Origin of the sequence: Pantoea sp. MT58 (assembly GCF_014495885.1) — a bacterium.
In the GTDB taxonomy this organism is placed as follows: Bacteria; Pseudomonadota; Gammaproteobacteria; order Enterobacterales; family Enterobacteriaceae; genus Pantoea; species Pantoea eucalypti.
Genome location: NZ_CP061083.1, coordinates 2,626,585 through 2,639,826, shown reverse-complemented (window position 1 = coordinate 2,639,826; position 13,242 = coordinate 2,626,585). Strand labels below are relative to the sequence as shown.

Annotated in this window: 13 protein-coding genes; 7 read left to right on the top strand and 6 right to left on the bottom strand. The window is 52.9% G+C overall.

What is annotated here, in order from left to right:
* Window positions 1–7: 7 nt before the first annotated feature.
* The 4 genes from rutD to rutA are packed head-to-tail and all read right to left on the bottom strand — an operon-like array spanning window position 8 to window position 3,037.
* A complete protein-coding gene (rutD, locus tag IAI47_RS12525) occupies window positions 8–817 on the bottom strand; it encodes a pyrimidine utilization protein D (RefSeq protein ID WP_008925889.1) in 810 nt (269 codons plus the stop codon).
* A complete protein-coding gene (gene rutC, locus IAI47_RS12520; protein WP_003849994.1) occupies window positions 817–1,212 on the bottom strand; it encodes a pyrimidine utilization protein C in 396 nt (131 codons plus the stop codon). Before rutC ends, rutD begins: the two co-directional genes overlap by 1 nt.
* Window positions 1,213–1,232: 20 nt before the next feature.
* A complete protein-coding gene (gene rutB / locus IAI47_RS12515) occupies window positions 1,233–1,946 on the bottom strand; it encodes a pyrimidine utilization protein B (RefSeq protein ID WP_033743177.1) in 714 nt (237 codons plus the stop codon).
* On the bottom strand, window positions 1,946–3,037 hold the full coding sequence (gene rutA, locus IAI47_RS12510; protein ID WP_003849992.1) for a pyrimidine utilization protein A: 1,092 nt from the start codon (window positions 3,035–3,037) through the stop codon (window positions 1,946–1,948). The genes rutB and rutA overlap by 1 nt, the downstream gene beginning before the upstream one ends.
* A gap of 306 nt (window positions 3,038–3,343) precedes the next feature.
* Here rutA and rutR point away from each other — a divergent pair, with 306 nt between their 5' ends.
* Together rutR and IAI47_RS12500 are read left to right on the top strand one after the other, a co-directional pair.
* Window positions 3,344–3,979 carry an HTH-type transcriptional regulator RutR gene (gene rutR, locus IAI47_RS12505; RefSeq protein WP_008925891.1) on the top strand — a complete coding sequence of 212 codons (636 nt, stop codon included), beginning with the start codon at window positions 3,344–3,346 and terminating at the stop codon, window positions 3,977–3,979.
* Window positions 3,980–4,017: 38 nt separating this feature from the next.
* The gene (locus IAI47_RS12500) at window positions 4,018–4,992 is read left to right on the top strand and encodes a metal-dependent hydrolase (RefSeq protein ID WP_008925892.1); all 975 of its coding nucleotides are present in this window, start codon (window positions 4,018–4,020) and stop codon (window positions 4,990–4,992) included.
* 44 nt (window positions 4,993–5,036) lie between these two features.
* Here IAI47_RS12500 and cycA read toward each other — a convergent pair whose 3' ends face one another.
* Window positions 5,037–6,431, bottom strand: coding sequence for a D-serine/D-alanine/glycine transporter (cycA, locus tag IAI47_RS12495; RefSeq protein ID WP_003849989.1), 1,395 nt, complete (start codon window positions 6,429–6,431; stop codon window positions 5,037–5,039).
* Between the two features lie 286 nt (window positions 6,432–6,717).
* Here cycA and IAI47_RS12490 point away from each other — a divergent pair, with 286 nt between their 5' ends.
* The 3 genes from IAI47_RS12490 to IAI47_RS12480 all read left to right on the top strand — a co-directional run bounded on the left by IAI47_RS12490 (window position 6,718) and on the right by IAI47_RS12480 (window position 10,013).
* On the top strand, window positions 6,718–7,413 hold the full coding sequence (locus IAI47_RS12490) for an extensin family protein (protein WP_008925893.1): 696 nt from the start codon (window positions 6,718–6,720) through the stop codon (window positions 7,411–7,413).
* 1,143 nt (window positions 7,414–8,556) lie between these two features.
* Window positions 8,557–9,279 carry a transcriptional regulator SdiA gene (sdiA, locus tag IAI47_RS12485; RefSeq protein WP_003849987.1) on the top strand — a complete coding sequence of 241 codons (723 nt, stop codon included), beginning with the start codon at window positions 8,557–8,559 and terminating at the stop codon, window positions 9,277–9,279.
* A 122-nt stretch (window positions 9,280–9,401) separates the two neighbouring features.
* Window positions 9,402–10,013 (top strand): acyl-homoserine-lactone synthase, encoded by a 612-nt coding sequence (locus IAI47_RS12480; protein WP_003849985.1) that lies wholly within the window; start codon window positions 9,402–9,404, stop codon window positions 10,011–10,013.
* Between the two features lie 32 nt (window positions 10,014–10,045).
* Here IAI47_RS12480 and IAI47_RS12475 read toward each other — a convergent pair whose 3' ends face one another.
* A complete protein-coding gene (locus tag IAI47_RS12475) occupies window positions 10,046–10,270 on the bottom strand; it encodes a DUF2594 family protein (RefSeq protein WP_003849983.1) in 225 nt (74 codons plus the stop codon).
* 431 nt (window positions 10,271–10,701) lie between these two features.
* Between IAI47_RS12475 and uvrY the strand changes: the two genes are divergently transcribed.
* Entirely contained in the window at window positions 10,702–11,361 is a 660-nt protein-coding gene (gene uvrY, locus IAI47_RS12470) for a UvrY/SirA/GacA family response regulator transcription factor (RefSeq protein WP_008925894.1), read from the top strand.
* On the top strand, window positions 11,354–13,186 hold the full coding sequence (gene uvrC, locus IAI47_RS12465; RefSeq protein WP_008925895.1) for an excinuclease ABC subunit UvrC: 1,833 nt from the start codon (window positions 11,354–11,356) through the stop codon (window positions 13,184–13,186). The genes uvrY and uvrC overlap by 8 nt, the downstream gene beginning before the upstream one ends.
* Window positions 13,187–13,242: the final 56 nt, after the last annotated feature.

The following is a 13,242-nucleotide window of genomic DNA, read 5'->3' as shown; positions in this document are numbered from 1 at the left end:
GAAAGGGTTATCCTGCGACGCGCTGCAGCGGCTGCACGTCATCAGTCTGATCCAGCCACTGCAGCAGCAGGGCATTAAATTTTTCAGGGTCGGTGACGCTCATGGCGTGGCCGCCCCAGGCCATCATCTGTTCAGTGGCATTCGGCAGCGTCGCGGCCAGCTCGGTTGAGCAGCTCCACGGCACCAGCAGATCGTCCTGGCTGGCAATCACCAGCACCGGTTGCGGAATGGCGGCGGCCCGTGCGCTGAAATCGGCGCTCATCAGGGCGTGCAGCCGACGCATCAGGTTTTCCATCCCCTGAAAATGGGTGATGTGATGGCTATCCTCCTGCTCCAGCCGCGTCTGATGCTCTGCCATCCATTCCGCAGGATAGAGAAACAGCGGCTGAGCACGAACAAAAGCCTCGACGCCGACATTGAGCAGCAGATCCTGCCGTACCTGGAAGCAGCGGCGGGTATGCGGATGCAGTGTCAGCCAGCCGTTAATTACCACGATCCTTTCAATCCGATCCGGATAATCCAGCGCCAGCTGCATCCCCACCAGACCGCCCAGCGCGTGACCGATCAGGCTGAAGCGCAGGATGCCGTGCTGCGCCAGCGCCTCGGCCAGCTCTGCGGCCATCATCGCCATGCTGTAACCTTCCGGTAAACTCTCCGCGCTGCGACCGGTCCCGCGCTGGTCATAGAGCACGACCCGATAGCGTGCGGTCAGTGCCGCCAGCTGTGGCTGCCAGAAACCCGCCACCCCGCCCAGACCCGAAGAGAGCACCAGCGTCGGTGCCTCAGGGTTTTGCAGACCCAGAAAATCCAGCTGCATCAGACCTCCGGTTTGCCGATGTGCGCCACGCTGGCGATTTCAATCAGCGCGTCAGGCTTGACCAGTCCGCACTGAATGCAGAAACGTGCCGGTTTTTCACCCGGGAAGTATTCGGCGTAAACCTCATTCACCGCGGCGTAATTCGACCAGTCGGTGATGAAGATCGAGTTAAAAGTCACATCAGCCATGCTGCCACCGGCGGTCTCAATCACCTTTTTAATCGTGTCCAGCACGTGGCGGGTCTGCGCGGCGGCGTCACCCACATGGACGACATTGTTGTCACCATCAAACGGCAACGTACCTGAGACATAGACCACGCCATCCGCCAGCGTGCCGGGGACAAACGGGGCGATAGGTGTGGTGGTGCCTGGCGGAACAATGATACTTTTCGGCATAGTGACGTCCTTTTAGTGGATTAGCGGGTATTCAGGCTTTCGCAGAAGGTATCGACATCCGATACCCAGCCAAAAAAGGTTTCGATATTGAACAGGGCCGCCTGCTGTGCAAAGGGCGGACCCGCCTGGTACGTGGCGTCTTCCAGCACCACACCGAAATATTCCAGGAAGAAGCCGTCGCGTAGTGTCGATTCGACACAGACGTTGGTGGCGATGCCGGTGAAAATCAGATGCCGGATCCCGCGACTGCGCAGCGTGCTGTCCAGTGAGGTGTTATAGAAACCGCTGTAGCGCGATTTTGGCAGCACAATGTCACCCGGCTGCGGCACCAGCTCATCCACCAGCGCGTAATCCCAGCCGCCCTTCGACAGCAGCGTGCCCTGCAGTTCAGGCCGTTTGCGCATGGTTTTTAGCGCATTCGATTTGTGGAAGTTAGGGGAACCGGCATCACCCGCTTCAACATAGTCACTGTCCCAGCCGTTCTGGAACCAGATGATTTGAACGCCAGCGGCACGGGCCGCGGTCACCGCCTGATGAATTTTCGCAATCACCGGTTTCGTGGCAGACACATCAAACCCGGCCAGATCGAGGTAACCTCCTTCAGTGGCGTAGGCATTCTGCATATCCACAACAATCAGCGCTGTCTGACCTGGCGGAAAGGCGATCGGCTCTGGACGGGCAGGCAGTTCGACCTGAGGAAGCGCCTGAGTATGGGCGCAATAAACGGTACTCATCATGCCACCTCCTGCTGTGCATCAAGCAGGGCACTACGACAGGTCATCAGTGGCTGAATGTGCTGACCGAAGTTTTCGATACCTTCCAGGAAATCATCAAAGGTCAGCAGCACGCCGTGCGTGCCTTCTACCTGCGCCACTTCATCCAGCATCCGCGCTACGTTTGCGTATGAACCGACCAGGGTGCCCATGTTGATATTGACCGCTGAGGTCGGATCCGCCATCTGACGTACATTGGTGTCACTGCCCGATTTTGTGTCCTGCTGACTCTGGGTGGTAAGCCATGAAAGCGCCTCTTCATCCGCTCCCGCTTTGTAGTGTTCCCACTTAGCCCGCGCTTCTTCGTCTGTTTCGGCAGCAATGATCATAAACAGCACATAGGAGCCGACATCGCGACCCGCTTTTTCAGCGGCCTGCTTCATGCGAATCGAGGTCGAGCTGAATGCAGAAGGGGTGTTCACACCTTTGCCGAAGCAGAAGTTGTAATCGGCGTGCTGAGCAGAGAAGGCCATGCCGGCATCGCTCTGTCCGGCGCAGATAACTTTCATCGGGCGCTGTGGCTGCGGACTGACGCGGCAGTCGTTCATGGTGAAGAACTCACCTTTAAAGTCCGATTTTCCGGTGCCCCACAGGTCACGCAGCACGGTAACGTACTCGGTCAGATAAGAATAACGGCTGCCGAAGTACTCATCGCCAGGCCACATTCCCATTTGTTCATATTCTGGTTTCTGCCAGCCGGTTACCAGGTTGACACCGAAACGACCGCCTGAAATGGAATCAATGGTGGACGCCATGCGCGCCACAATGGCCGGAGGCAGCGTCAGGGTGGCCGCAGTGGCATAGATCTCAATACGTGACGTGACAGCAGCCAGGCCTGCCATCAGCGTGAATGACTCCAGGTTATGATCCCAGAATTCTGTTTTACCGCCAAAGCCGCGCAGTTTGATCATCGAGAGCGCAAAGTCGAAATGGTAATGCTCTGCTTTCAGCACAATGGCTTTGTTCAGTTCAAACGTTGGCATGTACTGCGGCGCATTGGATGAAATCAGCCAGCCATTGTTACCAATCGGAATAAAGACGCCTATCTTCATGTGAAACCTCGTTGCGATGGGGGAAAGGTATTTCACGCGCTGCACTGCATCCTGCTACGTCCTTGTGGGCTGCGCTCAGTCACAATTCTGCAAACTGTGTGCCACATTTTTTATTTTTTTAAATAACAATGAGTTAAATTTAACCCGAAAGAGGTAAGTGGAGTCATTGGTCCATTTCGGACCATCTGGTCAAAATTCGCTGCACGTTTTACATGCAACCTGGGCAAAAAAGGTGCAGGTCGTGGATTGGGCAGCAATGAATCCCTTTGCTATGATGCGCTGACACCAGATGGATGAGGTAAACCTGTGAATACCGATGAAAAAAAACCAACGCGTCGATCGCGTGCGGTTGCAGCGAAGCGGGCCGCTATACTGGAAGCGGCGTTAACATTCTTTTCACAGTTTGGCATTCACGGCACCAGCCTTGATAAGGTGGCTGAGCTGGCCGATGTCTCTAAAACCAATCTGCTCTACTATTTTCCCTCAAAAGAAGTGCTTTATGTGGCGGTGCTTAAGCAGATTCTGGATGTCTGGCTGGCGCCGTTGCGTGCCCTGGCCCACGATCAGGATCCGCTCGTCGCTATTCGGCGCTACATCCGGCTGAAGCTGGAAGTGTCGCGCGATCATCCTCAGGCTTCGCGGCTGTTCTGTCTGGAGATGCTGCAGGGCGCACCGCTGCTTAAAGGTGAGCTGGCGGGCGATCTCAAGCAACTGGTGGATGACAAGGCGGCCATTATTGAATGCTGGATTGATGAGGGATGGCTGGCAGGCGTTCAGCCGCAGCATCTGATCTTTATGCTATGGGCCACCACACAGCATTACGCTGATTTTGCTACCCAGGTTGAGGCTGTCACCGGTCAGACACTCAGCGATCCGGCGTTTTTCGACCAGGCTGTTGATAATGTTCAGCGCATGATCATTGAAGGGATTCGCGTACGCTAAATCGGGCCACATTCATCGTTCGGTAACGGAGTGAATTAATGGATTCTGTTTCGCAGTTCGTACTGGGTGCCTCAGTCAGTGTTGCCGTGATGGGACGACGGGCGCCGATCTGGCAGGCCGCGCTGGTGGGCGGTGTCTGCGGCACCTTACCCGATCTGGATGTGTTTATTGACCACGGCGATGCGATACGCAACATGACGCTGCATCGCACAGAAACGCATGCGTTGCTCTGGCTTACGCTGGCATCGCCACTGATTGCCTGGCTCGTAGCAGCACTGTGTCGTCAGCGGGTGAAGTGGCTGGAATGGTGGCCTGCGATCTGGCTGGCTCTGATTACCCATCCGCTGCTTGATTTGATGACGGTTTATGGTACCCAGCTTGGTCTGCCACTCACCGATTATCCCTATGCCATCGGCAGTATTTATATCGTTGATCCCCTTTATACATTTCCACTGCTGATAGGGCTGGGCGTTGCGCTCTGGCGTCGCGGTGACAAAGGCATCCGCGGTAACCGTGTCGGACTGACGCTGAGTACACTGTATCTGGTCTGGAGCGTGGTGATTCAGGGCGTGGCAGGCTGGCAAATTCGGGCGTCGCTGACGACACAGGGGATTGCGGCTAATCACGTGCTGGTAACGCCCAGTGCGTTTAATACGCTGGTCTGGCGCAGCGTGATTATGACGCCGGAACGCTACGGCGAAGCTTACTGGTCACTGCTCTCGCCGTCGCGTCCCCTGCAGGTGACATGGTATCCGCGGCATCCTGAGCTGTTTGACGCTTTTCGGGGCAGCTGGTATGCAGAACGTGTCGCCTGGTTCAGCCACGGTTTTTACGCCCTGCGTGAGCAGGATGGAGAGACGACAATTGCCGACCTTCGTATGGGCGAAGGCGATAGCTATACGTTCACCTTTGGTCTGGGCTCGCCTCAGCATCCCGATGCACGGCCACAGCGTTTACCTTATGAACGCCCCTCTTTATCCGCCATTTTCTCGTCACTTGGCGAGCGCCTGTAAAAAAGCCCGGTCAGATGACCGGGCTTTTTCCATGCTGTTACCGATTAGCGGCTGCGACGATTACGCAGCATCCAGCCCACACCCAGCAGGGCAAACCAGAGTGGCGTAACCATCAGCGCCTGGCGCGTATCTTCCTGTAGCGTCAGCAGCACCAGCACAAAGGCGAAGAAGGCCATGCAAACCCAGCACATGAATTTGCCGAGCGGCATCTTAAAGGCCGACTCCGCATGGCGCTGCGGATGCTTTTTACGGTAGGCCAGGTAGCTGCACAGAATGATGGTCCAGACGAACATAAACAGGATGGCGGAGACGGTCGTCACCAGCGTAAAGACCTTCATGACATCCGGGATCAAATAGATCAACGCTACGCCAATCAGCAGGCAGAGGCAGGAGAAAAACAGACCCGTGGTAGGGACCGCGCGGGCGGAAAGCCGGCCAAACGCGCGACTGGCGACACCCTGCTGCGACAGGCCATAGAGCATACGGCTGGTGGAGAAGATACCGCTGTTGGCTGAAGAGGCGGCAGAGGTCAGCACCACAAAGTTGACGATACTTGCCGCAGCGGGCAGACCAATCAGGACGAACATCTCAACAAACGGACTGCGATCGGCCATGACCTGGGTCCACGGCGTTACCGCCATAATGACCATCAGCGCCAGCACGTAGAACATGATCACCCTGAGTGGAATCGCATTGATAGCACGCGGTAAGACTTTATGCGGATCGTGGGTTTCAGCTGCTGCCGTGCCCACCAGTTCAATACCGACGAAGGCAAACACCGCAATCTGAAACCCGGCAAAGAAGCCGCTGAGACCTTTCGGGAACATCCCGCCGTGATCCCAGATGTTGCTCAGTGCCGCCGTGCCGCCACCCGGTGAAGGATAGTGAACAGACACCAGCACAATCCCGGTCACGATCAGCGCCACAATGGCGACGATTTTAATGATTGCGAACCAGAACTCCATTTCGCCAAACAGCTTGACGGTGGCAATGTTCAGCGCCAGAAAAACCACTACGCAGAGCAGAGCGCTCATCCAGATTGAGAAGCCCGGAAACCAGAGCTGGAAATAGGCGCTGATGGCCACCACGTCAGCGATGCCTGTCACCACCCAACAAAACCAGTAAGTCCAGCCAGTAAAATATCCCGCCCACGGACCAAGCAGGTCAGCCGCAAAATCGCTAAAAGATTTGTACTCAAGGTTGGAGAGCAGCAACTCCCCCATGGCGCGCATCACAAAGAACAGCATAAAGCCGATAATCATGTAGACAAAAATGATCGAGGGACCGGCCAGACTGATGGTTTTACCGGAACCCATAAACAGGCCGGTGCCGATAGCGCCACCGATGGCGATTAGCTGGATGTGACGGTTGTGCAGGTTGCGCTGTAATTTATCAGGCGCATCCTGGGTGCGTGCGGTTTCTTTAGATTGATCAACCATAGAATTGTCTTTCCTGTCTTGATGTTGTGTCAGCTCTGCTGGCTGTTAGTTAAGGCATCTACCTGAGGGCAAGTCGGATAAGATAGAGGAAGTCACCCCAAAGCCGGTAACAATTTTTTACCTGATGTGATACCGGTCAGGCGCAATGACGGTGGCAGCGGGTCATTCTGGTTATTACTGCGTCAGTCTGAGTAATGATTCATCACGTAATGTCAGGCAGACGGCGTAAAGGGTTTTTTGCCCCTACACTTTTTTTTTTGCTTATCATCATGCTGCACAGGGGACTATGCGTACGCTTATCCTGTTTCTGCTGTTAATCGCGCTGGGGTGGGGCAGCTTACCCTGGCTTAAGCAGCATCTGCCGCCGCAGTTCAATCCGTTTACACCGCTCTCTGTCACCGACCCGCCGGGCTGGATGACACAGATCAAAATGAAAGGGCTGGCCAGCAATCCTGAGGCGTGTCTGGCGGTGATGCGCGGTGCTCAACAGGCGGGCTGGGTCAGCTTCAGCGAGCGTCCGGCCGTAACAGGTAAATGCCCGCTTACTCATCCGCTGAGGATCCAGAAATTCGGTCCGATCAGCCTCAGCAGCAGTTTTCTCGCCAGCTGTCCTATGGCGGTCGCCAGTACGATGTATGCGCTTCACAGTCGTGAACAGACCGCCAGGGATATGCACAGTCCGCTGGTACGAATTACGCATGTCGGCAGCTATGCCTGTCGTAACATCTATCACCGCACACAAGGGCGGCTTAGCGAGCATGCCACCGCCGATGCGTGGGATGTCACAGGCTTTCAGCTGGCTGATGGTCAGCGGCTTGAGGTCAGTCGTCACTGGCAACAGCCAGAAGAAAAGGCGGCGATGTTACATACGTTGTGGCGTGGCGGCTGTGAGGTGTTCGGCAATGCGCTCGGCCCGGATTACAATGCTGCACATGCCTCACATTTTCATCTGGGTATGCGAGGAGCAGGGTACTGCCGATAAATCATCAGACAGGATTAATACCGTGTTTGGTTAAGGAATGTTCTGACAGCGTTTGCAAAACCCACCCAGTTTTCATCGCAGAACCCGAATCACACGGGATTTAGCCTGACGACAGATTAGGGTGCCGAAAAAGCGCCTTTTTCAGGTCCATTATTTAAAATAAATCTACGCCTGAGGGATTAAGGGATTGCGCGATTTTTCAGCATCGATGGTGCTAACAGGCTCCACGTTATAATGAAATTTTTTCACGATCTTACTTGTAAGAATAATCGTATTAATATGAATTTGTCTTAAGCGTGATGGGCGATTTTTATTCCGTAAATCTATTTTATGTGGTTCCGGTTTATGGCTATCGATAAAGTGATTTAATTGATTAAAAGAGAATCAGTAATTGATGTACAGATGCTATAAATAGTGTTTTGTGCTATAGCATTATTGACACCGGGAGAGGAGTGAAGCTGATTTTCCCGGCCAGGGCTTAGTGAGGGCAGATAAGAAAAGTCCTGCCGTGATGGGCAGGGTTCAGAAGAGAATATCGCCATGCAATGCATGAGCAGAATGTTCTTATTAACAGCGCATGGCCAGGCCTGACGAAGAGAGGCAAAAAATGAAGGTAGATGTGCCATCATGACCTGCTGAATACCTGCCGGAAGCCGGGAATCTGTCGTGAAGATGAGTAAAACAGCCACATAACTGGCTGCCAGTGCCTGGACTTAAGGCGACAATAACTAAGCCGCGCTTATTTCCTGATGAAAAATATGTCAGTCAACCAGGCCTGCCGTCTCGCTTATAATCGCTATTTAACACATTGTTTACTCGTTATTTACTCAGCGATGTGACGCGTTATTGAATATTTTTATCTGAAATTACTGGCAAATGATAAAGTGATGCCCGATATCGGGGATTGAAATCCTATCAGAAAAATCTTATTCTCATGGGGTGATTGAAATTGCTGTGATCGACCTCACATTACCATTGCCAGCAAGCTTTTTCACTCCGCTCACAAGGTGAAAGGTTAATTGGCCCCGCAGGGCGACGGGTTCATCCCTGAGGATGAATTAAATGACTTATGCTAATTTAATTTATCCGATGAGTCCGAATGAATATTTCCGCAAGAGCGAGTGAAATTAACGTTGAGGCAATATGAGTACTGAAAATTATTTCGCCTGGCGAAGTGAGGTGAAACAACAATTTCAGGCATTAATGGCATGTTCTGATTTGAAGCCATTATTGCAACAATTTACTGAGTCATTAGGTTTCGATTATTTCGCTTTTTTGATTCAGCATCCGGTGCCCTTTAGCCGGCCGCGTATTCATCTGCATAGCACCTATCCCAAATTATGGGTTAAACGTTATGAGAAGCAGAATTATTACGCTGTCGATCCGGTACTCTCGCTGTGTCAGCGACCGGGAAGAGGGTTGATGTGGACAGAAGAAATGTTCGCTGGTGCCGGCAATCTGTGGCGTGAGGCAAGAGAGTATGGGCTGCAGAGCGGATTTTCTTGCTCTGCAATGGCACCAAATCGCGCGCTTGGTATATTATCTATATCATCGCAACAGCCCATTCCTCTCAAGCTCTGCCACGAAGAGCTTGAAGTAAAACTGCACCTTTTAGCGGAACTAAGCCTGGATACGCTGGAACGCTTTAGCGATGATGCAATGATGGTACTGAAAAAAGAGTTTAGTCAGCGTGAGCTGGAAATTCTGAAATGGACGGGTGAAGGAAAAACGGCGGTCGAAATTTCTCTTATTTTATCCATCTCTGAACATACCGTTAATTTTCACCAAAAAAATATGCAAAAGCGTTTCAATGTTTCCAATAAAACGCAGATTGCCTGCTACGCAGCAGCAATCGGACTGATTTGAACATAAAACAACTGCTACATTTGGCAGTTCCTTTGTACAGGTCTGTTGTCTACCCTGCGCCGGGACTGTGTCAGGCTGGCGCAAAGAAATCATTGTAAAAATGGGGATGTCAGAGGCGCATGATGAAAATAGTGCAAACGCAATTAAAGGATATGCCATCCTCGTTGCTTGCCGAACTCGGCAGCTACCGTTACAGCGTCTTTGCGCGCGGCGAAGGGTGGTCAATACCGCCCCGTCTGAGTACGCCAGGACAGGAATATGATCGCTATGATCGTTCAGATGTGACCTGGTTGATCGCATGGAATGCGCGTGAAGGAATCAGCGGCTGTGCACGTCTGATGCCCTGGTTTGAACCTGAGCAGAGCGAAGGCATTGTGCTGCCTTTCAGCCATGAGAGAGTGTGGGAAATGTCGCGCTTCTCGGCCCGGCTGGAGGTCGACGCCGAACTGCCGCTGAATATTCTCTGGCACGCGGTGCAGATGGCAGAACTCAATGGCATGGAGTACATCATTAGTTCGGCAACGCCGATGCTGGAAAAGATGTTTGAACAGCATGGGGTGGTGTATGAACCGCTTACGCCGGGACTTATTCTGTCAGAAGATAATCTGTTTGCGATCAGGATTCCGGTGGAACAGCCAGCGCTGGCAGAGAAGTATCGGGGAACAAGGCGTTTCAGTCCGGAAGAGGTACTGCCAACGCTGGGCGTTTCCGTTAACTGGCAGGCGCACAGTTAGCGTATATGCCCCCGCCACTGGGGGCAAAAGAATTACTGACGGTAGGCAGTTTTAATCTGCTTAATGGTGTTGCTGAACACTTCCGCCTGAGGCTTGTCACCCAGCGTCTGTACATAGCGTTCCATGTTGATAATCACTTTTCCAGCATCAGCCTGACCCATACCTTTCAGGATCAGGGTGATCATCATCTTCAGCCCCGCGATTTCATCCGCTAATTTCCGGGCTTCCTGCGAAGTTGCAAAATCTTCATCGCTCATGTGTATCTCCTTGGTGAATGACAACGTGTCGGCAATCTGTCCGAACAGCAGTGCGTGAGTATATCACAGCGTCAGTATGTTGCTGATGCAGCCGGTTCGTTTCGTCTGAAACAGCAGGTTTGTCCAGTGCAACTAATCAATCGCAGAAAGTAATCAACGAGAGCCTTCCACCTGATATTACCTGTCACTGCAGCGCCGGGTAACCGTAGTACCAGTTGTTAATGTCATGAAATAGTGAGACTTTAAGGATTGTTTGACGATGCTTTCTGTTTCAGGAAATGTCTGATAACTCAGGCTGGGCCAGACTAAAAGTGAACAGGCTAAGCCAGGACTGTTTTACTTTGTTGATGTGCTTTTGAGGTAAAAGCGGGTATGATTATCGCTTGAAATCGTTAGTCGCTTCCTCTTTTTCAGCCTCTGGAGTTTCCCCGTTGATCAGTGTGCTTCTTGTTGATGACCATGAGCTTGTCCGTACCGGTATCCGTCGCATCCTGGAGGATGTTAAAGGTCTGGCCGTGGTCGGAGAGGCCAACTGTGGTGAGGATGCGGCTAAGTGGTGCCGTGCTAACCAGGTTGATGTGATCCTGATGGACATGAACATGCCTGGCATCGGCGGACTGGAGGCGACGCGCAAAATCGTGCGTTACAATCCCGATATCAAAATCATTATGCTGACTATTCATACGGAAAGTCCGCTGCCTGCTAAAGTTATGCAGGCGGGGGCAGCAGGCTACCTCAGTAAAGGGGCAGCACCCCAGGAAGTGGTCAATGCAATTCGCTCGGTGAATGCCGGACAGCGATATATCGCATCAGACATCGCTCAGCAGATGGCCCTGAGTCAGATTGAGCCGCAAAAAACGGAATCCCCCTTTAGCTGTTTGTCGGAAAGGGAATTGCAGATTATGCTGATGATCACCCGGGGACAAAAGGTGACGGAAATTTCCGAGCAGTTAAATCTCAGTCCTAAAACCGTTAACAGTTACCGCTATCGGATGTTCAGTAAGCTGAATATCAGTGGCGATGTAGAGTTAACGCATCTGGCCATTCGACATGGCCTCTATAATGCGGAGCCGTTAATCAGTAGTGAATGACGTTTTTGATTCCAAAGCCTTTTTGAGTACGGTAACCAGCAAGCCCGGTGTTTACCGCATGTATGACGCCTCAGGCACCGTCATCTATGTAGGCAAAGCCAAAGACCTGAAGAAGCGTCTGACCAGTTACTTCCGCGTTCAGGTCGGCAGCCGAAAAACCGAAGCGCTGGTCAGCAATATCCAGCACATCGATGTCACCGTCACCCACACCGAAACCGAAGCGCTGCTGCTTGAACATAACTACATCAAGCTCTACCAGCCGCGCTATAACGTTCTGCTGCGCGACGATAAATCGTATCCCTACATCTTTCTCAGCAGCGATACTCATCCGCGACTGGCGATGCACCGTGGGGCAAAGCATGCCAAAGGCGAATATTTTGGCCCGTTCCCGAACGGCTATGCGGTGCGTGAAACGCTGGGACTGTTGCAAAAAGTTTTCCCCATTCGCCAGTGCGAAAATAGCGTATACCGCAATCGCTCCCGGCCCTGTCTGCAATATCAGATTGGTCGCTGTCTCGGCCCCTGTGTTGCCGGGCTGGTCAGTGAGGAAGAGTATGCGCAGCAGACCGACTATGTGCGCCTGTTCCTGGCCGGTAAAGATGATCAGGTGCTTAACCAGCTGGTTAAACATATGGAAGAGGCGAGCATTGGCCTGCGTTTCGAAGAAGCGGCCCGGCTGCGCGATCAGATTCAGGCCGTGCGGCGCATCACCGAAAAACAGTTTGTCTCCAATCAGGGCGATGACCTGGATGTGATGGGTGTGGCTTATGAGGCGGGCATGGCCTGTCTTCACGTGCTGTTCATTCGTCAGGGCAAAGTGCTGGGCAGCCGCAGCTACTTCCCGAAGGTGCCTGTGGACACTGATTTGGCCGAAGTCGTGCAGACCTTCGTCGGGCAGTTCTACCTGCAGGGCAGTGAAGCACGTACGCTGCCTGGCGACATCCTGCTGGACTTTACCTTGCCAGAGCGCGAGTTGCTGGCAGAGTCCCTAAGTGAACTAGCGGGACGTCGGGTTAACATTCAAAGCAAGCCACGCGGCGATCGCGCCCGCTATCTCAAGCTGGCGCGCACCAACGCCGCGACAGCGTTAACCACGCGTCTGTCTCAGCACTCTACCATCCACCAGCGGCTGAATGCGCTGGCAGAGTTTCTTGAGCTCGACAAGATCACACGCATGGAGTGTTTTGATATCAGTCACACCATGGGTGAGCAGACCATCGCCTCCTGCGTGGTGTTTGACCAGAATGGTCCGCTGCGTGCCGACTATCGTCGCTACAACATTACCGGCATTACGCCGGGAGATGACTACGCCGCCATGAATCAGGTGTTGCGACGCCGGTATGGCAAAGCGATTGAAGAAGATAAGATCCCCGACGTGATTTTGATTGATGGCGGTAAAGGTCAGCTGTCACAGGCGATACAGGTCTTTGCCGAGCTGGATGTGCCCTGGGATAAAAACCAGCCCATTTTACTCGGCGTTGCTAAAGGCAGCGACCGTAAAGCCGGTCTGGAAACGCTGTTCTTTGAGGCTGAAGGGGAGGGCGTTTCGATGCCACCTGATGCACCTGCACTGCATGTGATTCAACACATTCGTGATGACGCTCACAATCATGCAATTTCAGGTCACCGAAAAAAACGGGCCAAAGTGAAGAACACCAGTGCACTGGAAAGCATCGAAGGCGTCGGGCCGAAACGACGTCAGCAACTGCTTAAGTACATGGGAGGCCTGCAACCGTTAATGAATGCCTCGGTGGAAGAGATCGCAAATGTACCCGGCATCTCGCATGCGCTGGCAGAAAAAATATACTATTCCTTGAAACACTAACATTGAAACGGGGGTGGCAATGTAGGAACATAGGTTAAATTCTACCTATATCCAGA

Bases quoted from the DNA above. Each gene is read 5' to 3' on its own strand.
- rutD (WP_008925889.1), bottom strand. From the start codon at position 817: ATGCAGCTGGATTTTCTGGGTCTGCAAAACCCTGAGGCACCGACGCTG.
- rutC (WP_003849994.1), bottom strand. From the start codon at position 1,212: ATGCCGAAAAGTATCATTGTTCCGCCAGGCACCACCACACCTATCGCC.
- rutB (WP_033743177.1), bottom strand. From the start codon at position 1,946: ATGAGTACCGTTTATTGCGCCCATACTCAGGCGCTTCCTCAGGTCGAA.
- rutA (WP_003849992.1), bottom strand. From the start codon at position 3,037: ATGAAGATAGGCGTCTTTATTCCGATTGGTAACAATGGCTGGCTGATT.
- IAI47_RS12500 (WP_008925892.1), top strand. From the start codon at position 4,018: ATGGATTCTGTTTCGCAGTTCGTACTGGGTGCCTCAGTCAGTGTTGCC.
- cycA (WP_003849989.1), bottom strand. From the start codon at position 6,431: ATGGTTGATCAATCTAAAGAAACCGCACGCACCCAGGATGCGCCTGAT.
- IAI47_RS12490 (WP_008925893.1), top strand. From the start codon at position 6,718: ATGCGTACGCTTATCCTGTTTCTGCTGTTAATCGCGCTGGGGTGGGGC.
- sdiA (WP_003849987.1), top strand. From the start codon at position 8,557: ATGAGTACTGAAAATTATTTCGCCTGGCGAAGTGAGGTGAAACAACAA.
- IAI47_RS12480 (WP_003849985.1), top strand. From the start codon at position 9,402: ATGAAAATAGTGCAAACGCAATTAAAGGATATGCCATCCTCGTTGCTT.
- IAI47_RS12475 (WP_003849983.1), bottom strand. From the start codon at position 10,270: ATGAGCGATGAAGATTTTGCAACTTCGCAGGAAGCCCGGAAATTAGCG.